Origin of the sequence: Agromyces sp. Marseille-P2726, assembly GCF_902809835.1 — a bacterium.
Lineage (GTDB): Bacteria > Actinomycetota > Actinomycetes > Actinomycetales > Microbacteriaceae > Agromyces.
This window is the reverse complement of record NZ_CADDWM010000015.1, coordinates 806,784-830,473: the sequence shown is the minus strand read 5'-3', so window position 1 is coordinate 830,473 and position 23,690 is coordinate 806,784. Positions and strand designations below refer to the sequence as shown.

Here is a 23,690-nt window from a genome sequence, read left to right as displayed (position 1 = left end):
CAGGCACCGCCCGATCGTCGACTCAGTGGCCCGCTGGTGCGCCCGCGGCCATGTCGGCGGGCTTGCGAACCAGGAACGCGCCGACGATCGCCACGAGCGAGAGGATCGCGCCGACGAGGAATGCGTTGCGGATGCCGGCCGCCGCGGCGAACTCGGCTGAGGCGCCCGTCGCGGCGGCCGTCGTCGCCCGCGAGGTCATCACGGTGATGAACAGCGCCGTGCCCGCGGCACCGGCCACCTGCTGCACGGTGCCCACGGTCGCCGAGCCGTGCGAGTAGAAGCGCGGCTCGAGCGACCCGAGCGCCGAGGTGAACAGCGGCGTGAACATGAACGCAAGGCCGGTCGACAGCGCCATGTGCGCTGCGAGCACCATCCACGGGGAGGTGTTCACGTTCACGAGCGTCAGCGACCACAGCACACCACTGACGACGATGGAACCCGGCACGAGCAGGGGAGTCGGCCCGACTCGGTCGTAGAGCCGGCCCACGGTCGGACCGAGCAGACCCATGAGCAGGCCGCCGGGCAGGAGCAGCAGGCCGGTGAACAGCGGCTCGAGATGCAGCACGTCTTGCATGTAGACGGGCAGCAGGATGATCGTGCCGAAGAGTGCGGCCATCATCACGACCATGAGCGCGACCGAGACCGCGAAGTTGCGCGTCAGGAACGTGCGGAGGTCGAGCAGGGCCCGATCTCGACGCTGCAGGTACAGCTGGCGGACGATGAACGAGGCGATGCCGGCGGCGCCGACCGCAAGCGAGATCCACATCTGCGACGCCGAGCCGGTGTCGGTGCCGCTCACCACTCCGCCGACGAGGCTGAGCCCGTAGACGAGCCCGCCGAAGCCGAGGGCCGACAGCACGATCGAGAGCACGTCGATCGGGATCACCCGCGTCTCGCTGACGTTCTCGACGCGGCGGATGCCGATGACGAGCATCACGAGGGCGAACGGCAGCACCAACCAGAACATGTACCGCCACGAGAGGTAGTTCAGGATGAGCCCGGAGATGGTGGGCCCGATCGCCGGCGCGACCGACATGACGATGGAGACGCGCCCCATGAGTCGACCGCGATCGGACGGCGCCACGAGCGTCATCAGGGTGGTCATGAGCAGCGGCATCATGATCGCGGTACCCGTGGCCTGAACCACGCGGGCGAGGAGCAGCACCTCGAACCCGGGCGCCAGCGCGGCGATCAGCGTGCCGGTCGAGAACAGGCTCATGGCCGTGATGAACATCGGCCGGGTCGCGAAGCGCTGGAGCAGGAAGCCGGTGATGGGGATGACCACGGCCATGGTGAGCATGAAGGCCGTGGTGAGCCACTGCGCCGCGGAGAGGGTGATGTCGAGGTCGTCGACGAGATGGGGGATCGCAACGCCCATGATCGTCTCGTTGAGGAAGACGACGAAGGTGGCGGACAGGAGGAGCCAGATCACCCTGTTGTTGCGCGCTCCGCGCAACGCCTCGGCGTCGCTGTGCTCGCGGGAGGCGTCGGTGGCCGGCGCATCGTCGTGCCCCGGCACGACGGCGTCATCGAGGTCGGTCATGGCGCGTTCGGTCAAGACGGGTCCAATCAGGATCGGCGCACGACGGCGCCGGAGGCGCAGAAGGCGTCGGGCGCCTTCGTTCAGTCGGAGGATTCAGTCGGTCGAGGGTGGCGGTCGAAGGAAGGGTGGCGGCGAAGCGTGGCGGTCGAACAGTGAGGTCGACCGGAGCGTGTCAACGCGCTATTCCCATTTCGCGAGATGGATCGGAATGCATGGAATCGAGTCTGGCCGCGAGCGTCGCGGCAGCACCGCGGATCAGCGGGTGCCGGCTCGGCGCGTGCGCGCGCCCGGCTCGTCGTCGTCGACTGGGATCGTGGGATCGGTCATGCGATGACGATACCGCGCACCACCGACACTGCTCGGGCCACGGATGCTGCGGCATCCGTGACGTCGTCTGCCGTCGTCTCGGCGCCCAATGTGAATCGCACGGCCGTCTGGGCGACGTCGGCCGGCACGCCCATGGCCGTCAGCACGTGCGACGGCTGGTCGCTTCCGGCGGCGCACGCCGATCCGCTCGAGCAGATGACGTCGTCACGCTCGAGTTCGAGCAGCACGGCCTCCCCGCTCGTGCCCGGGAAGACGAATGACACGGTGCCGGGCAGCCGTGACTCGGGGTGACCGGTCAGCATGGCGCCCGGCACGTCGGCGAGGACGCGCCGCGCGAGGAGCTCGCCCAGCGCTTCGACGCGAGCCGCGGCATCCGCCCGCCCTTCGTCGGCGAGCCTCAGCGCGGTCGCGAATGCGACGGACCCCGCCACGTTCTCGGTGCCCGAGCGGCGACCGCGCTCCTGTCCGCCGCCGTGGAGCACGGGCTCGAGCGGGATCCGGCCGCGCACGATGAGCGCCCCCGTGCCCTTCGGCGCCCCGACTTTGTGGCCGGCGAGTGACAGCGCGTCGACACCGAGCCCGTCGATGCCGAGGGGCAGCCATCCGGCGGCCTGCACCGCATCCGTGTGCATGATGGCGCCGGCGTCGTGGGCGACACGGGCGAGCTCGCCGACGGGCTGCACCGTGCCCACCTCGTTGTTCGCGAGCTGCACCGAGACGAGGGCGGTATCGGGTCGGATGACGCGGGCGAGCGCCTCGGGATGCACGACGCCATACCGGTCCACGGGCACCTCCTCGATGTCGAAGCCGTGCACACGGGCGAGGTGGTGGGCCGACTCGAGCACCGCCTCGTGCTCGATCGGGGAGACGATGACGTGGCGTCCGCGCGGGTTGGCCAGCGCGATGCCCTTGATCGCGAGGTTGTCGGCCTCGGTGCCGCCGCTCGTGAACACGACGTCGCCGGCGCGGCATCCGATGACCGCCGCGACCTGTGCGCGAGCGTCGTCGAGTGCTCGCGCCGCCGCGTCGCCGAGGCCGTGGTGACTCGACGGGTTGCCGAACGTGCCAGTGAGGAACGGCCACATGGCCTCGAGGGCCTCGCGGCGAACGGGCGTGGTCGCGGCGTGGTCGAGGAAGATCACGGGATCGCCTCCGCAGTCGTCTGCAGGGCCGGCCGGGCGGGCTCGGGCCGGCCCGCGTCGATCACGACGTCCAGCCCGAGATCGAGCGCGCGCGCGGAGTGCGTGAGCGCGCCCACCGAGATCACGTCGACGCCGGTCGATGCGATCTCGCCGACGGTGTCGAGTGAGACGCCGCCGGATGCCTCGACGACGGCTCGGCCCGCGATGCGCGAGACCCCCTCGCGCAGGTCGTCGGTGCTGAAGTTGTCGAGCATGATCGTGTCCGCACCGCCGGCGAGCACGGCGTCGATCTGGTCGAGCCGGTCGACCTCGACCTCGAGGTGGGCCGTGTGCGGCATCCGATCGCGTGCCACGCGCAATGCCTCGGTGAGGTCGCGCCCGTCGGCGGTGAGCACGGCGAGATGGTTGTCCTTCGCCATGACGGCGTCGGAGAGCGAGCGACGGTGATTGCTCCCTCCACCGTCGCGGACCGCCTGCCGTTCGAGGCTGCGAAGGCCCGGCGTGGTCTTGCGCGTGTCGACGATGCGCGCTCGGGTGCCCGCGACGGCGGCCACGTAGCCGGCCGTCAGCGTGGCGACCCCCGACATCCGCTGCAGGAGATTCAGTGCGACCCGCTCGGCGGTCAGGATGCCGCGAGCCGGTCCCTGCACCCTCGCGAGCACGGCGCCCGCATCGAACGGGTCGCCGTCGGCGGCGAGGCGCTCGACGACGATGCGCGGATCGGTGAGCCGGAACGCCGCCGCGAACACCTCGACGCCGCTCAGAACGCCCGGCTCCCGCGCGACGAGCTCGGCCGTCGCGGTTGCGGTCCTCGGGATGAGCGTCTCGGACGTCAGGTCGCCCCAGGGTGCGTCCTCGTCGAGGGCTTCGGCGACGATGCGGTCGATCTCGCGGGTGCGGGTCATCAGGCGGCCTCCTCGAGTGCGGGTGTCGTGACGGCGGACGGCCCGAGCGGGCGGGTGACCGCGTCATGGGGATCGTCGATGCGGTAGTGCGCGCCGACGCTGCTTCGACGAGCGATGGCGGCTGCGACGGTGAGTCGGGCGAGGTCGAGGAGGTTGCGGTCCTCGGCGTTCCGGCGGTCGACGACCGCAGGTGCGCGCCAGCCCGCGAGGCGATCGGATGCCGCGGCCAACCCCTCGGCCGAGCGCTCGAGCCCGGCGTGCTCCCACATCAGCGTCTGCAGTTCGCCCCGGTCGACGAACGAGACGTTCGGTGGTCGAGTGGCGCCCGGCAACGCAGGACGGGTATCGAGATCGGTCGACCGGTGCTCGAGAACGCTCCCGACATCTCGATGCGCGTCGACTGCGGCGGCGCCACTCGACGAACGGACGGGGTCGCCCAGGGCGCGTGCGGCGCGGTCCGCGAAGACGGCGGCCTCGAGCAGCGAGTTCGAGGCCAGCCGATTCGCCCCGTGGACGCCGGTGCGGGCGGCCTCGCCGACCGCGAAGAGTCCGGGAAGCGTCGTGCGCCCATCCAGGTCGGTCACCACCCCGCCCATCGCGTAGTGCGCAGCCGGGGTGATCGGCACGGGCGCGGACGACCAGTCGTACCCGGCCGCGCGGCACGCGGCATCCAGGGTGGGGAACCGCTCGGAGAGGAAGTCCGCCCCGAGAGCGGTCGCGTCGAGGCGCACGGGTCGTCCCCCCTGTTCGGCCATGCGCCGCCAGACCGCCCGGGCGACGATGTCGCGCGGCGCGAGCTCGGCGCGCGCGTCGACCTCGAGCATGAACCGCTCGCCGCGCTCGTCGACGAGCACGGCGCCCTCGCCGCGCACGGCCTCGGAGATCAGGGGCGTGCCCGGTGCGGCGAGGGCCGTCGGATGGAACTGGATGAACTCGAGGTCTGCGACGGCTGCGCCGGCACGCCAGGCCGCGGCCACGCCGTCGCCCGTCGCGACGTCGGGATTCGTCGTATGCCGGTAGAGGCATCCGCTGCCGCCGGTGGCGAGCACGACCGCGTCCGCCGGCATCTCGACCGGTCCGGATGGCGCAAGGAGTCGGGCCCCGACGACACGACCGGCCTCGATCACGAGGTCGAGGAGCATCGTGTGCTCCTGCACGCCGACCGCGCGGTTCCGCACCGTGGCGACGAGCGCGGCCTCGATCGCCGCGCCGGTGGAATCGCCGCCGGCGTGCAGGATGCGCGCCCGGGAATGCGCCGCCTCGAGCCCGCGCTCGAGACCCGATTCGCCACGGTCGAACGCGACGCCGAAGCGGATGAGGTCGCGCACTCGCGCCGGACCCTCCTCGCAGAGCACCCGGACCGCGGCGGGGTCGCAGAGACCGGCCCCGGCCGCCAGCGTGTCCGCGAGATGACGGTCGACGGAGTCGCCGGGGAACAAGGCCGCCGCGATGCCGCCCTGCGCGTGACGCGTGCTGCCGTCGACGAGCTCGGTCTTCGTGACGACCTCGACCTCGTGGCCGGCGCCGGCTGCCCTCACCGCGGTCCAGAGCCCGGCGATACCGCCGCCCACCACCAGCACGCGTGCCATGATCAGGCCCCGGCCGGAACCGAGGTCTCGAGACGCGTCGCCTGCGGCGGCGCTCCTCGACCACCGGAAGGAGCGGCGGGCGGCGTCGCTCCTCGACCACCGGAAGGAGCGGCGGGCGGCTTCGCCGCGAGCATCCGCTCGAGCGCGAGCCGGGCGGGATCGGCGACCGCGTCGGGCACCGTGATGCGGTTCACGACCCGGCCTGCGACCAGCTCCTCGAGCACCCACGCCAGGTAGCCCGGGTGGATGCGGTACATCGTCGAGCACGGGCAGACGACCGGGTCCAGGCAGAAGATCGCGTGCTCGGGATGCTCCGCAGCGAGCCGCTGCACGAGGTTGATCTCGGTGCCGATCGCGAAGGTCGAGCCGGCGGGGGCCGCCTCGATCTGCTTCACGATGAAGTCCGTCGAGCCGGAGGCATCCGCCGCATCCACGACCGGCATCGGGCACTCGGGGTGCACGATGACTCGCACGTCGGGGTGCGCCTCGCGAGCGGCGGCGATCTGGTCGACGGTGAACCGTCGGTGCACCGAGCAGAAGCCGTGCCACAGGATGACGCGGGCGTCGGCGAGCTCGCGGGCCGAGTTGCCGCCGAGCGGCCGGCGCGGGTTCCACATCGGCATCCGCTCGAGCGGGACCCCCATGGCCTTCGCCGTGTTGCGGCCGAGGTGCTGGTCTGGGAAGAACAGCACGCGCTGCCCGCGCTCGAACGCCCACTCGAGCACCGTGCGGGCGTTCGAGGAGGTGCACACGATGCCCCCGTGGCGTCCGACGAAGCCCTTCAGCGCCGCTGACGAGTTCATGTACGTGACCGGGATGACCGGAACGCGGCCCTCGGCGTCACGGGCCGTCAGGTCGCCATAGACCTCCTCGAGCTGCTCCCAGCACTCCTCGACGCTCGACTCGTCGGCCATGTCGGCCATCGAGCATCCCGCGGCGAGGTTGGGCAGGATCACGGCCTGATCGGCCCCCGAGAGGAGGTCGGCGGTCTCGGCCATGAAGTGCACGCCGCAGAAGACGATGGCCTCGGCTTCGGGCCGGGACATGGCGGCGTTGGCGAGCTGGAAGGAGTCGCCGGTGAAGTCGGCGTGCTCGATCACCTCATCGCGCTGGTAGAAGTGCCCGAGCACCACGACCCGGTCTCCAAGGGTCGCCTTGGCGGCGCGGATGCGCTCGCGAAGCTCCTCGTCGGAGGCGGTGCGGTACGTCTCGGGCAGGGTGCCCTGTCGCGGGGCACCGACCGGGATCACATCGCCCATCGACGACCCGGGCCCGTAGCCCGCGGGACCGCCGTCGAACTCCCACGGGCCCTTCGCCAGGTCGGGGGTGCACGTCTCGCCCGATGCCGCGCCGGTCGTGATGCGCCGAATGGTGCGGTCGACGGATGCCGCGACGCGGGCCTTCTCGAGGGTGGGATTCATGATGCGGGCCTCTCTCCCATGAACGGTTCGCGAGATCCCGCGCCTTCGGACGGGGTCTCGTAGCGGTAGAGCTTCGGGGGTCGATGCGGGGCCCCCGCGACGCGCTCGCCCGTCTCGGCGAGCCGCCCGGAGGCGATCATGGTGCGTCGGAAGTTCGCCGGGTCGAGGCGGCGTCGCAGCACCGCCTCGTACACCTCGCGGAGTTCGGCGAGCGTGAACGTGGGACCGAGGAACGCGTGCGCGATCTCGGCGTACTCGACCTTGGTGCGCAGGCGCCACAGGGCGTACTCGACGATCGCGTTGTGGTCGAAGGCCAGCCGGGGCATGGTGTCGGCGGGCACCCAGCGCACATTCGGGCCGGCCGTCGCTTGCGCCGCCTCATCGCTCTGGACGAGGGCCCAGTAGACGACCGAGACGACTCGTGCACCAGGGGAGCGGTCGACGTCGCCGAACGTGTAGAGCTGCTCGAGGTACTTGGGGGTGAGGCCCGTCGTCGAGCGCAGCGTACGGGCCGCTGCGGCCTCGAGCTCCTCGTTCGGCGGCAGCCACCCGCCCGGGAGTGCCCACAGCCCGCGCTGCGGTTCGCGCGTGCGGCGAACCAGCGGCGTCCAGAGCACTGGCTGGCCCGTGTGGTCGGGCCGAAGGGCGAAGATCACGGTGGAGACCGCGAGGCGGACGGCTGCAGCATCCTGCGGCATCGTGACCTCCGATCTACTTCTGGTCGAGATGACTCGAACTCAGGCTGAGTGCAGCTTACAGTCATCCTGACCAGAACACCACCCTGGTCCTCCGGCGGAAGCAGAGGGCGGCCGGGCCGGGAATCGCCTGCGGCGATGATGCCGGGGATCGTGGGCGCCGTGAACCCTGGGGCAGACGCGGTCCGCGCCCGGTGCGCGCCGCTGCTAGGATCAGCCGTACAACCGCATACCGGGCCATCGACGCATCGCGGGAGAGCCGGCAGGCTGTGGGGGCACACCACTCCGACAGCACTGCCCGCACCGAAGGAGCAAGCCTCCCCGCCAATCTCTCAGGTCACACACACCGCGATGACGAGGCCGCTCTGAAAAGTGCTCCCGAGCGGAGTGCGGAGCAGCTCGAAGGGCGACGTCAGCGACGACGCGCATCGAGAACTCCGCGCGATGCCGGAGTCGCCGATGGTGAAAGCGCGTCACGTCGCGTGAAACTCTCAGGCCCATGACAGAGGGGGAGTTCCCACACGGCCGAGCCGTGCGATATGCCGGTCAGACGCCGGCAAGTCTGGAGAACTCGTGACTCAGCAACCCGGTACCACCACCAGCCCCGAGGCATCCGCCGCCACCGAACGGCGCAGCCCGCTCGACGCCGTGCATCGCGAGGCCGGCGCCTCGTTCACCGACTTCGCCGGGTGGCAGATGCCCGTGCGCTACTCGAGCGACCTCGCCGAGCACCACGCCGTGCGCACGCATGCGGGGCTCTTCGACCTCTCGCACATGGGCGAGATCGTCGTCGTGGGGCCCGAGGCCGCGCTCGCACTCGACTACGCGCTCGCCGGCAAGCTCTCGGCGATCGACGAGGGACAGGCGAAGTACTCGCTCCTGCTCGACCGCGACGGCGGCGTCATCGACGACGTGGTCGTGTACCGCACCGGTGCAGACCGATTCATGGTGGTCGCGAACGCGGCCAACCGCGAGGTGGTCGCCGAGGAGCTCCGCGACCGCACCTCGCCGTTCGACACCGAGGTGTTCGACGAGAGCGACGACATCGCGCTCATCGCCCTGCAGGGACCAGACGCGCGCGAGGTGCTCTCGCAGACGCCCGGCTTCGGCGTCCAGGGTCCGGGCAACGATGAGGAGGACTTCGTCACCGCGCTCGAGAACGTCAAGTACTATCGTGCGTTCGCCGCCGAGTACGAGGGCGCACCCGTGCTCGTGGCGCGCACCGGGTACACCGGTGAAGACGGCTTCGAGCTCTACGTCGCGCCCGAGCGTGCCGCGAGCATCTGGGAGGCGCTCCGCGAGACCGGCGGTCCACGCGTCGTTCCGTGCGGGCTCGCAAGCCGCGACACCCTCCGGCTCGAGGCCGGCATGCCGCTCTACGGGCACGAGCTCGGCCGCCACATCCTCCCCGTGCAGGCGGGACTCGAGCGCGTGGTCGCCCTCTCGAAGGAGGGTGACTTCGTCGGCCGCGAGGCCATCGAGCAGGGCCCGGCAGCGGATGCCCCGGTGCTGGTCGGCCTCGCAGGCGAGGGCCGTCGCGCACCGCGCGCCGACTACGAGGTGTACGACGGACCCGGCGAGGACGCCGCGCGCGTCGGTGTCGTCACGAGCGGCGCGCTGTCGCCGACGCTCGGGCATCCCATCGCGATGGCGTTCGTCGCGCCCGACGCGGCGGAGCTCGGCCGCGAGCTCTTCGTCGACGTCCGGGGCACGCGGCTCGCGGCATCCGTCGTCGCCCGTCCGTTCTACCAGCGCACCAACTGACCGAGGAGACCCACATGACCGACCAGGCTTCGCTCCAGTACACCGAAGAGCACGAGTGGCTGCGTGTCGACGGCGACACCGTGACCATCGGCATCACCGACTACGCCGCCGAGAAGCTCGGCGACGTCGTCTACGTCGACCTGCCCGCGGCCGGCACCGCGATCACCTCGGGCAGCGTCGTCGGCGAGATCGAGTCGACCAAGTCCGTCGGCGAGCTGTTCGCCCCCGTCGACGGCGAGATCGTCGAATCGAACCAGGCCGTGATCGACTCGCCCGAGCTCGTGAACAGCGACCCGTTCGGCGAAGGCTGGCTCATCAAGATCACGGCGGGCGAGCTGCCGAAGCTGCTCAGCCACGACGAGTACCGCGCGCTCGTCGCCGAGTGAGGACCCCGACCCAGATGACTTCGAGCTCCACCTTCGACCTCGACGCGTTCGGGCGTCGACACATCGGCACGACCCCCGACGACCACGCGCTCATGCTCACCCAGGTCGGCCACGAGTCGCTCGACGACCTCATGGCCGCGGCTGTTCCGACGGCGATCCGCATGGAGGAGGTGATCGACTCGGTCATCCCGCCCGCCGCGACCGAGCGGCAGGCGATCGCCGAGCTCGCCGGGCTGGCCCAGCAGAACAGCGTCAGGACCTCGCTCATCGGACTCGGCTACTCGGGCACGATCACCCCGGCGGTCATCCAGCGCAATGTGCTCGAGAACCCGAGCTGGTACACGGCCTACACGCCGTACCAGCCCGAGATCTCGCAGGGGCGCCTCGAGGCGCTCATCAACTTCCAGACCGTGGTCGCCGACCTCACCGGCCTCGACGTCGCCAACTCGTCGATGCTCGACGAGGGCACGGCGGTCGTCGAGGGCATGCTCCTCGCGCGCCGCGCGTCGAAGGCGTCGTCGAACCGCTTCGTCGTCGATGCCGACGTGCTGCCGCAGACCCTGGCGCTCCTGCGCTCGCGCGCCGCGGCGGTCGGGATCGAGCTCGTCGTGGTCGACCTCGAGGAGGGCACGGATGTCGCGGCCCTCGGCGAGCACTTCGGCATCCTCGTGCAGTACCCGGGCGCTTCGGGTCGTGTGTGGAACGCGGCATCCGTCATCGCGGCCTCGAAGGAGCAGGGCGCGCTCGCGGTCGTCGCTGCCGACCTGCTCGCGACGGCGGTGCTGACGAGCCCCGGCGAGCTCGGCGCAGATGTCGCCGTCGGCACCACCCAGCGATTCGGCGTCCCGATGGGATTCGGGGGTCCGCACGCCGGATTCATGGCGGTGCGAGCGGGGCTCGAACGCCAACTGCCGGGTCGCCTGGTGGGCGTGTCGCAGGATGCCGCAGGCCACCCCGCGTACCGGCTCAGCCTGCAGGCCCGCGAGCAGCACATCCGCCGGGAGCGGGCGACGTCGAACATCTGCACCGCCCAGGTGCTCCTCGCCGTCATGGCGTCGATGTACGCCGTGTACCACGGGCCCCGCGGCATCCGTCACATCGCCGTGTCGACCGCCGCCAAGGCGAAGGTGCTCGGCGACGCCCTCACGCGGTCTGGGCTGTCTCTCGTGCACGACGCGTACTTCGACACGATCCGCGTGCGGGTGCCGGGAAGCGCTCGCGAGGTGGTGGCGCGGGCCCGCGAGCTCGGCCTGTACCTGTGGGAGGCCGACGAGCGCACCGTGCACATCGCCGTCGACGAGACGACGACCGTCGACGAGCTTTCGCGCGTGGTCGAGTCGTTCGGATTCGAGGCGCTCGCCGAGGATCTCGCACCGCTCCGGCAGCTCGTGCCGCCGAGCACCACCCTGCCCGCCGGCCTCCGCCGCACGTCGTCGTACCTCGAGCACCCGGTGTTCAACACCCACCAGTCCGAGACGCAGATGATGCGATACCTCAAGCTGCTCGCCGACCGCGACTACGCGCTCGACCGCGGAATGATCCCGCTCGGCTCCTGCACGATGAAGCTCAACGCAGCGACCGAGATGCAGTCCATCACGTGGCCCGAGTTCGCGAACCTGCATCCGTTCGCGCCCGAGGCCGACGTCGTCGGAACGCTCGGGCTCATCGAGCAGCTCGAGAACTGGCTGGCCGAGGTCACCGGCTACGACACGGTGTCGCTGCAGCCGAACGCGGGCAGCCAGGGCGAGCTCGCCGGGCTCCTCGCCATTCGCGGCTACCACCGCGCGAACGGGGACGACGAGCGCGATGTGTGCCTCATCCCCTCGAGCGCGCACGGCACGAACGCGGCATCGGCGGTGCTCGCCGGACTGCGCGTCGTCGTCGTGGCGACCGACGACCTCGGCAACGTCGACCTCGACGACCTGCGCGCGAAGATCGCTGCGCACGCCGGCCGGATCGCCGCACTCATGATCACGTATCCGTCGACCCACGGCGTCTACGAGCACGAGGTGAAGCAGGTCACGCAGGCGGTGCACGACGCAGGCGGCCAGGTCTACATCGACGGCGCGAACCTCAACGCACTGCTCGGGCACGCCCGATTCGGCGACTTCGGCGGCGACGTCTCGCACCTCAACCTGCACAAGACGTTCTGCATCCCGCACGGCGGTGGCGGACCCGGCATCGGGCCCGTCGCGGCGAAGGCGCACCCCGCGCCGTTCCTGCCCGGGCACCCGATGGCCCAGCGCACCGAGCACGCGGGTGGCGTGACGCACGACGGCGGCCCCGTCTCGGCCGCGCCGTACGGCAGCGCATCGATCCTGCCCATCTCGTGGGCGTACGTGCGCATGATGGGCTCGGAGGGGCTCAAGCAGTCGGCCGCCGCTGCGGTGCTCGCCGCCAACTACGTCGCCGCCCGCCTGGGCGACCACTTCCCGGTGCTGTACACCGGGAAGGACGGACTCGTCGCTCACGAGTGCATCCTCGACCTGCGCCCGCTCACCGCGGCGACCGGCGTCACCGTCGACGACGTGGCCAAGCGCCTCATCGACTACGGCTTCCACGCCCCGACGATGTCGTTCCCGGTCGCGGGAACGCTCATGGTCGAGCCGACCGAGTCGGAGGACCTGGCCGAGCTCGAGCGCTTCATCGAGGCGATGATCGCGATCAAGTCCGAGGCCGACGCGGTCGGCCGCGGCGAGTGGCCGGCCGACGACAACCCGCTGCGGAACGCGCCGCACACGGCCGAGTCGCTCATCGCGGGCGAGTGGACGCACCCGTACAGCCGCGAGCAGGCCGCGTACCCGGTGCGCTCGCTCGTGCGCAACAAGTACTGGGCGCCGGTGCGACGCATCGACCAGGCGTACGGCGACCGCAACCTCGTGTGCGCCTGCCCGCCGGTGGAAGCCTTCGCGTAAGTGGAGGGTTCCGCCGCGCCGGCAGGCGAAGGCGGTGGCAGGAGAAGGTCGCGGCGCAACGCGCCGCGAAGCGTGTCCGGCAGGTTGTGCAGCCGGCGTCGGCGCCAGCGCGCGGCGTTAGAGTGCGGTGAACCGCGAGGCGCCCCGTCTCGTTGTCACCACAGGAGGTGACGGATGCCGCCCGAGGACGACAGTCGACTCGTCGCGCTCTTCGACGCGCACGGGAGGTCGGTGTGGCGCTACGTCGTGCACCTCACGGGTGATCCGGCGGGCGCCGACGACATCGTGCAGGAGACCCTCCTGCGGGCATGGCGGAGCCCGCGCATCCTCGCCCAGGAGCCCGAGTCGACCCGGTCCTGGATGTTCACGGTGGCCCGGAACCTCGTGATCGACGAGGCGCGAAGCGCACGACGACGCCCTGAGTTCGGGGTCGCCGACCTGCCCGATGCCGGAATCGCCGACGGCACGGATGCGCTCTTCGAGAGCCTGCTCGTCGAGGAGGCGCTCGCCGCGCTGGACTACGAGCACCGCGCGGTGATCGTGCACGCGTACTACGGCGGATGCAGCATCGCCGAGGTTGCGCGGCGGCTCGGCATCCCCGACGGCACGGTCAAGTCCCGGCTGCACTATGGGCTGCGATCGTTGCGTCTCGCACTGCAGGAGAAAGGGGTGACGCGATGAACCCGGATCACTCGCGCTACGCCGATTGGGACTCCGCCTACGTGCTCGGCGCGCTCTCGCCCACCGAGCGCCGCGAGTACGAGGAGCACGTGGAGATGTGCGACGCCTGCCGCCGCTCGGTGGCCGAGCTCACGCCGATGCCCGGTCTCCTGGCCCGTCTCGACACCGATCGCGCCGAGGCGCTCCTCGACGAGGGCGCCGACGAGATGCCCTCGCCCCGCCCCGAGCTGCTCGACGCCGTGCGTCGCGAGGCGCGTCGCCGCAGCGTCCGTCGTTCCCGCACCAGAGTGGCGCTGCTCGCCGCGGCCGCGCTCGTCGTGATCGCCGCCGTGGCCGTGCCGTTGGCACTCTCCCGTCCGGCTGCGGATCGCCAGTCGGTCGCGTTCGAGGCCGTCGTCGACGCTCCCGTGACGGCGACCGCGGTGCTCACGCCCGTCGAGTGGGGCACCCGCATCCAGCTCGATTGCACCTACCAGGCGGATCCCGGGGACGAGGGGCCCCGATCGGGCTGGCCGTACGCGCTCGTCGTCGTCGACAGCGACGGCCGGAGCACCGAGGTCTCGAGCTGGCGCGCGGCACCCGGCGCGACGGCGCGGCTCGAGGCCGGAAGCGCGCTGGGCGTGGACGAGATCGCGTCGCTCGAGATCCGCGCGGTGGCGACGGGTGACGTGCTGCTTCGCGGCGTCGCGGCGGAGTAGCGGCGTCAGGCGCGCGCCGGACGCGCTGCGGCGGGGCGGCCGCGCTCGGGGTAGGTGCGGCGGTCGGATGCCGCGGCGGCCGATCGGCGCTCGATGACGCGCCGCTCGGCTTCGCGGACCTCGGCCTCGGTCGTGCTGGAGAGCCGGTCGGTCGCGAGTGCCGCGAGGCCCGCGGCGGCGATGGCGTGTGCGATGGTCATGATGTTCGTCCTCTTCCGGAGCGGCCGCATCGGCCGCGACCGTTCCATGGTCGAGGCGATCGCGACGCGGCGGATCCGTGCCCTCCCGATCAACGGCCCCGGGAGTACACTGAGGTTCTCTCGTATTGGGGGCGCATCATCGTGGATCTCATCGCAGTACTCGCGAGCGCCGCATTCGTCGGGCTCCTCATCGGAACGTCCGTACTGGCCGGGGCCGGGCTGAGCCTCGAGCAGCGCGCCGGAATCCTCGAGCGGCGGGACCCCGGCACCGCGTCAGCTCTCCGACGGGCGCAGTCGATCTCCGACTTCTCGTACGGGGGTATGTTCGGCGAGGGACTCTCCGCGGTGTGCACGCCGAGCCGCCGCACCTGGCACGAGCTGGCCAGGGTGCGAGGGTCCGACTCCGACCTCCGGGTGGAGCCGCCCGAGGAGGCGCTGCCGCCGATGCCGTCGACGGTCGTCGCCCTGGCTCGGAGCGAGCACGTTCCGCAGACGCCGCGGACGCGGCATCCGTCACCGCCGCCGCCGGCCGAGCGCCTGCCTCAGTCGGCGGGCGGCGCGAAGAGCTCGGGCCACCAGCCGACGGCGAGCGGGTAGCCGACGAACGACACGACGTCGAGGATCCAGTGCGCGATGACGAGCGGCATCGTGCGACCCCAGCGCTGGTAGAACCAGCCGAACAGCACGCCCATCAGTGCGTTGCCGAGGAACGGGCCGAACCCCTGATAGAGGTGGTACGTGCCCCGCAGCAGCGCGCTCGAGACGATCGTCGCCCACGGGCCGACGCCGAGTTCGCGGAAGCGCGTGAACAGGTAGCCGACCACGATGATCTCCTCGGTGAGGGCGGCCTCGAGGGCGCGCAGCACGAGGATCGGCACCGTCCACCAGAACCAGTCGGCCGGTGAGGTCTGCACGGCGACCGTGATGCCGAGCGCCCGCCCGATCGCGTAGAGCGCGATCCCCGGCACCCCGATCACCGCGACGAGCAGCAGGCCGGATGCCGTGTCGCGACCCGGTCTCGTGAAGTCGAACCCGATCCGCCGGAACGGGCTGACTCCCGGTTGCCACAGCAGGTACAGCGCGAGTGCGACCGCGAACAGCCCGAAGAACACGTCGAGGAACTGATAGGTGAAGTCGAGCCACTCCCGGCTCGAGCGCGACGGGTTCAGCGCCACCGTCTGGTCGCCCAGCGCGCGTTCCTCGGTGAGCTTCGCGACGAGCGAGACGATCGAGTACACGGCCGACGCCCCGAGCGAGAGTCCGAGCACGATCACGATCTCGAGTCGCAGTCGTCGTGCAGGCGGCATGCGGTCATCCTCGCACGCGGGATCGCGACGCAAGAATCGTGCGCGGTGAGAGAGCGGTTCCCCCTCGTGTGCCTTCGTCACGTTGCACCTCGATAACGGTTTGGCGTTCGGTTTGCTTCCCCGAAGACCGCTCCTTAGTCTCGATCTACCAGCGATCCAGCGCGGCCAGAAGTCGTGCTGTCGACGCACACTCACCAGGAGGAACATTGAAGATCAAGAGATTTGGCCTGCCCGCCATTGCTCTTGCGGCTGCGGGAGCGCTCGCGCTCTCCGGCTGCACCAGCGGCGGATCTGGGTCCACCGGCGAGGCCGGCAGCTCCGCTGCGATCGTCTCGACCAACAGCACCGAGCCGCAGAACCCGCTGATCCCCACCAATACGAATGAGGTCGGCGGCGGTCTCATCATCGACAACATCTTCGCGGGCCTGGTGTACTACGACGCCCAGGGTGCAGCGCACAACGATGTCGCCGAGTCCATCGAGACCGATGACTCCCAGACCTACACCATCAAGATCCGCGAGGGCCTGAAGTTCACCAACGACGAGCCGGTCACTGCCGATTCGTTCGTCAAGGCGTGGAACTACGGCGCCGCCCTCGACAACGCGCAGCTCTCGAGCTACTTCTTCGAGTCGATCGAGGGCTTCAGCTACGACGAGAACGTCGAGGAGATGTCGGGTCTCACGGTGATCGACGACCTGACGTTCGAGGTGAAGCTGAAGCAGCCCGAGTCCGACTTCCCGTTGCGCCTCGGCTACTCGGCCTTCGTCCCCCTGCCCGAAGCGGCGTGGGAAGACATCGACGCCTTCGGTGAGAACCCGATCGGCAACGGCCCGTACATGCTCGACGGCGAAGGCGCCTGGAAGCACAACGAGCGCATCGACCTCGTCGTGAACCCCGACTACGATGGCCCGCGCACCCCGCAGAACGGTGGGCTCGACGTCATCCTCTACGCCAATGTGGACGCCGCGTATGCCGACCTCCAGGGCGGAAACGTCGACGTGCTGCAGGACATCCCCGAGAGCGCGCTCGGCACGTTCGAGTCGGAGTTCGAGGGTCGGTCGGTGAACGAGCCCGGAGCGGCGAACGCCACGATCACCCTCCCCGAGCGCCTGCCGCACTTCGCCGGCGAGGAGGGCAAGCTCCGCCGCGCCGCGATCTCGCACGCGATCGACCGCGCCGAGATCACCGAGGTGATCTACAGCGGCACGCGCACCCCGGCGAAGGACTTCACGTCGCCGGTCATCGACGGCTACTCCGAGGACATCCCCGGCTCCGAGGTCCTGGAATTCGACGTCGACCTCGCGAAGGAGCTGTGGGCGCAGGCTGACGCGATCAGCCCGTGGAGCGGCTCGTTCCAGCTCGCCTACAACTCCGACGGCCCGAACCAGGGCTGGGTGGACGCGGTGGCGAACCAGCTGAAGAACAACCTCGGCATCGACGCCTCGGGCGCCCCGGTCCCGACGTTCGCCGAGCTGCGTACCTCCGTCACCGACCGTTCGATCCAGACGCCGTTCCGTACCGGATGGCAGTTCGACTACCCGTCGATGGTCAACGCGCTCGGACCGCTGTACGGCACTGGTGCCGGCTCGAACGACGGCGACTACTCGAACCCCGAGTTCGACGCGCTGATCAGCGAAGGCCTCGCGGCGACCGAGGTCGAAGCGGGTATCGAGAAGTTCCAGCAGGCCCAGGAGATCCTCTTCCAGGACCTCCCCGCCATCCCGCTGTGGTACACCAACACCGCTGGCGCGTGGGGCGAGCAGGTCGACAATGTGGAGTTCGGCTGGAACACCGTTCCGCTCTACTACCAGATCACCAAGAGCGAGTAATTCTCGTTCCAGAGCGACTCGGGGTTAGACTCTGAGCCGCCCGTGGGGCGGCAGCCGATCGGCTGCCGCCCCACTCCACGTAATCACCCGGTGCTCGCCCGATCGGCGTAGCATCGTGGAGACGAACTCCCACACGGTGAGGTTTCTTCAGCATGTCAATATCCACGAACAGCGAGGCCTGATACATGGCCGGCTATATCGTGCGCCGAGTACTGCAGGTGATCCCGGTCCTGCTCGGCACCACGTTCCTGATCTACTTCATGGTCTTCGCCATGCCGGGCGACCCGATCATCGCGCTCTTCGGCGAGAAGACCCCACCGCCAGCGGTGGTCGAGCAGTTGCGCGAGAGATATCATCTCGATCAGCCGTTCATCGTCCAGTATCTCTACTTCCTCGGCGGCATCTTCCGAGGCGACCTCGGCACCTCGTTCTCGGGTCAGCCCGTCACGGAGATCCTCGCGCAGACGTTCCCGGTGACCCTTCGCCTCGCGGCCCTCTCGGTGTTCTTCCTGATGGTCGCCGGCGTCTCCGTCGGCCTCGTCTCCGGGCTCCGCAAGGGCGGTATCTTCGACGCGAGCGCACTCGTGGTGAGTCTCATCCTCATCTCGGTTCCGATCTTCGTCGTGGGCTTCGTGGCGCAGCTCATCTTCGGAATCCAACTCGGATGGTTCCGCACCACGGTCGGCACCGGAGCCCCGACACAAGACTTGATACTTCCGGCTCTGGTGCTGGCAACCGGCAGCTTCGCCATGATCGTCCGACTGACGAGGGCGTCGGTCATCGAGACGAGCGGCCTCGACTTCGTTCGCACTGCCGCGAGCAAGGGCCTTTCCCGCAAACGAATCGTCCCGGTCCACATCCTCCGAAACTCACTCATTCCGGTCGTCACCTACCTGGCCGTCGACTTCGGCACGCTCATGGTCGGCGCGGTCGTCACCGAGGGAATCTTCAATGTGCCGGGCGTCGGCCGTACCGTCTACCAGGCGATCATCCGGGGGGAGAACCCCACCGTCGTCGCCTTCGTCACTGTCATGGTGCTGATCTATCTCGTGGTGAACCTGCTGATCGATCTGTTCTATGCCGTTCTCGACCCGAGGATCCGCTATGCCAAGTAACGCCCGCACCAGACCGAACCAGCAGCACTACGTGGCGCCGGTCGACGAGACGCCCCTCCTCGCGGTCGATTCCGTCAAGACCGAAGGCAAGCCCTCCAACCTCTGGACCGATGCCTGGGCCGACGTCCGCCGGCGGCCGATGTTCTGGATCTCGCTTGCGCTCATCCTGATCGTCGTCATCGTCGCTCTGTTCCCGACCTGGTTCACCCAGGTGCCCCCGAACAACGACTGCCAACTCGCCAACAGCAACGGCGCCCCGACCGAGGGGCACCCGCTCGGGTTCACCAAGCAGGGCTGCGACATCTATTCGCGCATCGTTCACGGTGCATCCACGTCGCTCTCGGTCGGTCTCATCGTGACCTTCCTCGTGGCCTTCCTCGGCATCGTGTTCGGAGCCTTCTCGGGCTTCTACGGCGGATGGATCGACTCGGTCCTCTCGCGGATCGGCGACATCTTCTTCTCCATCCCCTACATCCTCGCCGCCGTGGTCGTCATGTCGGTGCTGTCGCGGTACGCGAACGTGTGGGTGATCTCGCTTGCGATCGGCCTCTTCGCCTGGCCGGCCACCGCGCGTGTGCTGAGAGCCGAGATCCTCAGGGTGAAGAACTCCGACTTCGTCATGGCGGCCACCGCCCTCGGCGTCTCACGGTTCCGGATCCTCCTGCGGCACGTACTCCCCAACTCGATCGCACCGGTCATCGTCATCACGACGCTCTCGCTCGCGTCGGCGATCGTTGCCGAAGCGACACTCTCGTTCCTCGGCGTCGGCCTCCCCTCGGACACCATGTCGTGGGGCAATGACATCAGCCAGGCGCAGACCGACCTGCGCACGGCGCCGCAGGTGCTCATCCTGCCTTCGATCGCACTCTCCATCACGGTGCTGAGCTTCATCATGCTCGGCGAAGCCCTCCGCGATGCTCTCGACCCGAAGGCGAGGGCACAGCGATGAGCGAGACCGTGAACCGGAGCGACGTGGAGTCGCGAACGGCGACCGACGTCGGCGAGCGTCCGCTGCTCGAGATCAAGGATCTCCGCGTCGGATTCAACACTCAAGACGGGGTGCTGAACGCCGTCGACGGCGTGAACCTCACGCTGTACCGCGGGCAGAGCCTCGCGATCGTAGGCGAGTCGGGGTCGGGCAAGTCGACGACGGCGCACGCGATCATCAACCTCCTTCCCGGCACCGGGCACATCGCGGGTGGCCAGATCCTCCTCGATGGCCAGGATCTGGCGCAGTCCTCGGAGCAGGAGATGCAGTCGATCCGCGGTCGCAAGATCGGTTTCGTTCCCCAGGACCCGATGTCGAACCTCAATCCGGTGTGGTCGATCGGCTTCCAGGTCGAGGAAGCGATCAAGGCCAACGGCATCGCGACGGGCCGGAAGGAGATCAAGAAGCGCGCGATCGATGTGCTCAAGCAGGCCGGGCTGCAGGATGCCGACCGACGCCTGAAGCAGTTCCCGCATCAGTTCTCGGGCGGCATGCGCCAGCGCGTCCTCATCGGCATGGGGCTGGCGGCCGATCCGCAACTCCTGATCGCCGACGAACCTACGTCCGCCCTCGACGTGACCGTGCAGCGCGTGATCCTCGACCACCTCGAGTCCCTCACCCGCGAGCTCGGCACGACGCTGCTGTTCATCACCCACGATCTCGGGCTCGCCGCCGAGCGTGCGGAGCAGCTCGTGGTGATGTACAAGGGCAAGATCGTGGAGTCGGGTCCCTCGATCGAGATCCTGCAGAATCCGCAGCACCCGTACACGCAGCGGCTCGTGGCCGCCGCGCCCAGCCTTGCTTCGCGGCGAATCCAGTCGGTCGGCAGCATCGCCGCCGCAGAGACCTCCATGCAGGGCGATGCCGCCCACGCAGCCGGCGACGAGATCGACCTTATCGCCACGGCCGAGGCGCACGCCGAAGCCGTCGAGGCAGCCGCCTCCGCTCCACCGGCGATCGTGGTCGAGAACCTGACCAAGGTCTTCAAGATCCGCGGCTCAGGTGAGTTCACGGCGGTCGACGACGTCTCGTTCGAGATCGCCAAGGGGACCACGACCGCCCTCGTCGGCGAGTCGGGCTCGGGCAAGTCGACGGTGGCCAAGATGCTGCTCAAGCTGGAGGACGCGACCAGCGGCCGGATCGTCGTGGGCGGCCAGGATCTCGCGTCCACGAGCGGCAAGGAGCTGTTCCGCCTCCGCAGCCGGATGCAGCCCGTCTTCCAGGACCCGTACGGGTCGTTGAACCCCCTGCGCAACATCGGCAACACCATCGCCGAGCCGCTGTTCACCCACAAGTACGGCACCAAGGCGTCGCGACGTGAGCGGGTGTTCGAGCTGCTCGACCAGGTCTCGCTGCCCCGCTCCCTGGCGGGCCGGTACCCGAACGAGTTGTCGGGCGGTCAGCGACAGCGCATCGCCATCGCCCGTGCGCTGGCACTGAAGCCCGAGATCGTCGTGCTCGACGAGGCCGTCTCGGCTCTCGACGTGCTGGTGCAGGCGCAGATCCTGCGACTGCTCGCCGACCTCCAGGCGGAACTCGGCCTGACCTACCTGTTCATCACGCACGACCTGGCCGTCGTGCGGGTCATCGCCGACAACGTATGCGTGATGCAGCGCGGACGGATCGTCGAGGCCGCGACCACCGACGAGGTGTTCGACAACCCCAAGGAGCAGTACACCCGCGACCTGCTCGCGGCGATCCCCGGGGCGAACATCGAGCTCGGCGCGTAGCGTCATCCACTCCGAACGCCCGGTTCCGTCCATTCGGATGCCGGGCGTTCGGCGTTCGTTCGGCAAGGCACGCTAGGCTGAACAAAGCGCGTACCGTGGTTCACGGTCGTCCGCGCTCCCACAGACTCCCATCCAGCGCATCCGCGCGGCCCCGCCGAGCCCGAAATCGGCAGATGACGGATGCCACATCGCGAGGACCCACCAATGGCCAACGCCACCCGCAACGACCTGCGCAACGTCGCGATCGTCGCCCACGTCGACCACGGCAAGACGACGCTCGTCGACGCCATGCTGAAGCAGACCCACTCCTTCGCCGAGCACGCGCACGTCGACGAGCGCGCCATGGACTCGAACGAGCTCGAGCGCGAGAAGGGCATCACGATCCTCGCGAAGAACACGGCCATCGAGTACGACGGTGTGCACGCGACATCCGGCCCTGTCACCATCAATGTCATCGACACGCCGGGCCACGCCGACTTCGGCGGTGAGGTCGAGCGAGGCCTGTCGATGGTCGACGGCGTCGTGCTGCTCGTGGATGCGAGCGAAGGCCCGCTGCCGCAGACCCGGTTCGTGCTGCGCAAGGCGCTCGAGGCGCGCCTCCCGGTGATCCTGCTCGTCAACAAGACCGACCGACCCGATGCTCGCATCGACGAGGTGGTGGCCGAGAGCCAGGACCTGCTCCTCGGCCTCGCGTCCGACCTCGCCGACGATGCCGCATCCGGCGGCACCGACGGCGAGCTCGACCTCGATGCCATCCTCGACGTGCCCGTCGTGTACGCCTCGGGCAAGGCGGGTCGCGCGTCCACCACGAAGCCCGCGAACGGCAGCCTTCCCGACAGCGAAGACCTCGAGCCGCTCTTCGAGGCGATCCTGCAGCACGTGCCGGCGCCAACCTATGACGACGAGGCGCCGCTGCAGGCGTGGGTCACCAACCTCGACGCGTCGCCATTCCTCGGTCGCCTCGCGCTGCTCCGCGTCTTCAACGGCCGGATCCGGAAGGGCCAGACCGTGGCGTGGGTACGTCACGACGGGTCGCACTCGAACGTGCGCGTCACTGAGCTGCTGAAGACGAAGGCGCTCGACCGATTCCCCGCCGAGGAGGCCGGTCCCGGTGACATCATCGCCGTCGCGGGCATCGAGGACATCACGATCGGCGAGACGCTCGCCGATCCCGAGGATGTGCGTCCGCTGCCGGCGATCCACGTCGACGATCCCGCGATCTCGATGACGATCGGCACCAACACCTCGCCCATCGTCGGCAAGGTCAAGGGGCACAAGCTCACCGCGCGCATGGTGAAGGACCGCCTCGACCGTGAGCTCGTCGGCAACGTATCGCTGAAGGTCGTCGACATCGGCCGCCCCGACGCCTGGGAGGTGCAGGGCCGCGGTGAGCTGGCACTCGCGATCCTCGTCGAGCAGATGCGACGAGAGGGATTCGAGCTCACCGTCGGCAAGCCGCAGGTGGTCACGAAGACGGTCGACGGCAAGGTGCACGAACCGTACGAGCACCTGACGATCGACGCTCCCGAGGAGTACCTCGGCGCGATCACGCAGCTGCTCGCCGCCCGTAAGGGTCGCATGGAGAACATGGCGAACCACGGCACAGGGTGGGTGCGCATGGAGTTCATCGTGCCGAGCCGCGGCCTCATCGGGTTCCGCACCGAGTTCCTCACCATCACGCGTGGCACCGGCATCGCGAACGCGATCTCGCACGGCTACGGCGAGTGGGCAGGCGCGATCACGACGAGAAGCAACGGTTCGATCGTCGCCGACCGGGCAGGCGTCGTGACCCCGTTCGCGATCATCGCCCTGCAGGAGCGGATGACCTTCTTCGTGAACCCCACCGAGGAGGTGTACGAGGGCATGGTCATCGGCGAGAACTCGCGCAGCGACGACATGGACGTGAACATCACCAAGGAGAAGAAGCTCACGAACATGCGCTCCTCCACGGCGGACACCTTCGAGTCGATGACGCCCTCACGGCAGCTCACCCTGGAGGAATGCCTGGAATTCGCGCGTGAAGACGAGTGCGTCGAAGTGACGCCCGAGAAGGTGCGAATCCGCAAGGTCGAGCTCGACCAGACGGCCCGTGCGCGCCTCGCCTCCCGGCTCAAGAAACAGGCCTGACCAGGCCGTTCCGGCGCTGCTCGTGATCGTGCCCCTGCGACAGCGCGACGGGTGCTCGGGCAGCCGGGCGGATATCGATTCGAACGCATCGTTCTCGGGGGTTTCCCAGATTACGGTTCGATAACGGAGGTTCCTCCCAGATTCGGTGCGTAGTTTGTCGGAATTGCCCGAATCCCGGACGTAGGTCGGGATTTTTTCACGCCCCCGAATCAGACACGTAACGCACTCGATGACCTCCCCTCAGCATGGCCGCCGTGCGGCCGCACCAGCACCTGTCCGCTTCAGCCTCCGCCGGACCCGCAAGTCCTCCGGCACCCGGAAAGCTCCT

General features: G+C 69.4%; 19 protein-coding genes and 2 riboswitches. Of the genes, 11 read left to right on the top strand and 8 right to left on the bottom strand.

The window, feature by feature from the left end; translation table 11 throughout:
• Positions 1–22: 22 nt before the first annotated feature.
• The 6 genes from HUS56_RS16505 to HUS56_RS16480 all read right to left on the bottom strand — a co-directional run bounded on the left by HUS56_RS16505 (position 23) and on the right by HUS56_RS16480 (position 7,625).
• The gene (locus HUS56_RS16505) at positions 23–1,543 is read right to left on the bottom strand and encodes a DHA2 family efflux MFS transporter permease subunit (RefSeq protein WP_173924468.1); all 1,521 of its coding nucleotides are present in this window, start codon (positions 1,541–1,543) and stop codon (positions 23–25) included.
• A 323-nt stretch (positions 1,544–1,866) separates the two neighbouring features.
• Positions 1,867–3,012: a cysteine desulfurase family protein gene (locus tag HUS56_RS16500; protein ID WP_173924467.1), complete on the bottom strand. Its 1,146-nt coding sequence runs from the start codon at positions 3,010–3,012 to the stop codon at positions 1,867–1,869.
• Positions 3,009–3,917, bottom strand: coding sequence for a carboxylating nicotinate-nucleotide diphosphorylase (gene nadC, locus HUS56_RS16495; RefSeq protein WP_173924466.1), 909 nt, complete (start codon positions 3,915–3,917; stop codon positions 3,009–3,011). The genes HUS56_RS16500 and nadC overlap by 4 nt, the downstream gene beginning before the upstream one ends.
• A complete protein-coding gene (gene nadB / locus HUS56_RS16490; protein ID WP_173924465.1) occupies positions 3,917–5,506 on the bottom strand; it encodes an L-aspartate oxidase in 1,590 nt (529 codons plus the stop codon). The genes nadC and nadB overlap by 1 nt, the downstream gene beginning before the upstream one ends.
• Before the next feature lie 2 nt (positions 5,507–5,508).
• Positions 5,509–6,927, bottom strand: coding sequence for a quinolinate synthase NadA (nadA, locus tag HUS56_RS16485; RefSeq protein WP_173924464.1), 1,419 nt, complete (start codon positions 6,925–6,927; stop codon positions 5,509–5,511).
• Positions 6,924–7,625: an NUDIX domain-containing protein gene (locus HUS56_RS16480; protein WP_173924463.1), complete on the bottom strand. Its 702-nt coding sequence runs from the start codon at positions 7,623–7,625 to the stop codon at positions 6,924–6,926. Before HUS56_RS16480 ends, nadA begins: the two co-directional genes overlap by 4 nt.
• Before the next feature lie 238 nt (positions 7,626–7,863).
• Positions 7,864–7,981, top strand: a riboswitch (glycine riboswitch).
• A 60-nt stretch (positions 7,982–8,041) separates the two neighbouring features.
• Positions 8,042–8,138: riboswitch (glycine riboswitch) on the top strand.
• 57 nt (positions 8,139–8,195) lie between these two features.
• Here HUS56_RS16480 and gcvT point away from each other — a divergent pair.
• The 5 genes from gcvT (at position 8,196) to HUS56_RS16455 (ending at position 14,066) form a co-directional block, all read left to right on the top strand.
• Positions 8,196–9,386, top strand: coding sequence for a glycine cleavage system aminomethyltransferase GcvT (gcvT, locus tag HUS56_RS16475; RefSeq protein WP_173924462.1), 1,191 nt, complete (start codon positions 8,196–8,198; stop codon positions 9,384–9,386).
• A 14-nt stretch (positions 9,387–9,400) separates the two neighbouring features.
• Positions 9,401–9,772: a glycine cleavage system protein GcvH gene (gene gcvH, locus HUS56_RS16470; protein ID WP_173924461.1), complete on the top strand. Its 372-nt coding sequence runs from the start codon at positions 9,401–9,403 to the stop codon at positions 9,770–9,772.
• A gap of 14 nt (positions 9,773–9,786) precedes the next feature.
• Complete coding sequence (gene gcvP, locus HUS56_RS16465) at positions 9,787–12,687, top strand: aminomethyl-transferring glycine dehydrogenase (RefSeq protein ID WP_173924460.1); 2,901 nt, start codon at positions 9,787–9,789, stop codon at positions 12,685–12,687.
• Positions 12,688–12,861: 174 nt separating this feature from the next.
• Positions 12,862–13,368, top strand: coding sequence for a sigma-70 family RNA polymerase sigma factor (locus tag HUS56_RS16460; protein ID WP_173924459.1), 507 nt, complete (start codon positions 12,862–12,864; stop codon positions 13,366–13,368).
• Entirely contained in the window at positions 13,365–14,066 is a 702-nt protein-coding gene (locus HUS56_RS16455) for an anti-sigma factor (protein ID WP_173924458.1), read from the top strand. Before HUS56_RS16460 ends, HUS56_RS16455 begins: the two co-directional genes overlap by 4 nt.
• A gap of 5 nt (positions 14,067–14,071) precedes the next feature.
• Here HUS56_RS16455 and HUS56_RS16450 read toward each other — a convergent pair whose 3' ends face one another.
• Positions 14,072–14,266, bottom strand: a complete 195-nt coding sequence (locus HUS56_RS16450; RefSeq protein WP_173924457.1) for a hypothetical protein — start codon at positions 14,264–14,266, stop codon at positions 14,072–14,074.
• 141 nt (positions 14,267–14,407) lie between these two features.
• On the opposite strand from HUS56_RS16450, the gene HUS56_RS16445 reads away from it, so the two are divergent.
• The gene (locus HUS56_RS16445; RefSeq protein WP_173924456.1) at positions 14,408–14,863 is read left to right on the top strand and encodes a hypothetical protein; all 456 of its coding nucleotides are present in this window, start codon (positions 14,408–14,410) and stop codon (positions 14,861–14,863) included.
• Here the strand turns inward: HUS56_RS16445 and HUS56_RS16440 are convergent.
• Positions 14,809–15,573: a CPBP family intramembrane glutamic endopeptidase gene (locus tag HUS56_RS16440; protein WP_173924455.1), complete on the bottom strand. Its 765-nt coding sequence runs from the start codon at positions 15,571–15,573 to the stop codon at positions 14,809–14,811. The genes HUS56_RS16445 and HUS56_RS16440 overlap by 55 nt on opposite strands.
• A 206-nt stretch (positions 15,574–15,779) precedes the next feature.
• Here HUS56_RS16440 and HUS56_RS16435 point away from each other — a divergent pair, with 206 nt between their 5' ends.
• The 5 genes from HUS56_RS16435 (at position 15,780) to typA (ending at position 23,362) form a co-directional block, all read left to right on the top strand.
• Positions 15,780–17,402 (top strand): ABC transporter substrate-binding protein, encoded by a 1,623-nt coding sequence (locus HUS56_RS16435; RefSeq protein WP_173924454.1) that lies wholly within the window; start codon positions 15,780–15,782, stop codon positions 17,400–17,402.
• A 185-nt stretch (positions 17,403–17,587) separates the two neighbouring features.
• Entirely contained in the window at positions 17,588–18,517 is a 930-nt protein-coding gene (locus HUS56_RS16430) for an ABC transporter permease (RefSeq protein ID WP_173924453.1), read from the top strand.
• On the top strand, positions 18,507–19,466 hold the full coding sequence (locus tag HUS56_RS16425; RefSeq protein ID WP_173924452.1) for an ABC transporter permease: 960 nt from the start codon (positions 18,507–18,509) through the stop codon (positions 19,464–19,466). Before HUS56_RS16430 ends, HUS56_RS16425 begins: the two co-directional genes overlap by 11 nt.
• Positions 19,463–21,235, top strand: coding sequence for an ABC transporter ATP-binding protein (locus HUS56_RS16420; RefSeq protein ID WP_173924451.1), 1,773 nt, complete (start codon positions 19,463–19,465; stop codon positions 21,233–21,235). The genes HUS56_RS16425 and HUS56_RS16420 overlap by 4 nt, the downstream gene beginning before the upstream one ends.
• Positions 21,236–21,439: 204 nt before the next feature.
• Entirely contained in the window at positions 21,440–23,362 is a 1,923-nt protein-coding gene (gene typA / locus HUS56_RS16415; RefSeq protein ID WP_173924450.1) for a translational GTPase TypA, read from the top strand.
• The last annotated feature ends 328 nt before the right edge of the window (positions 23,363–23,690 follow it).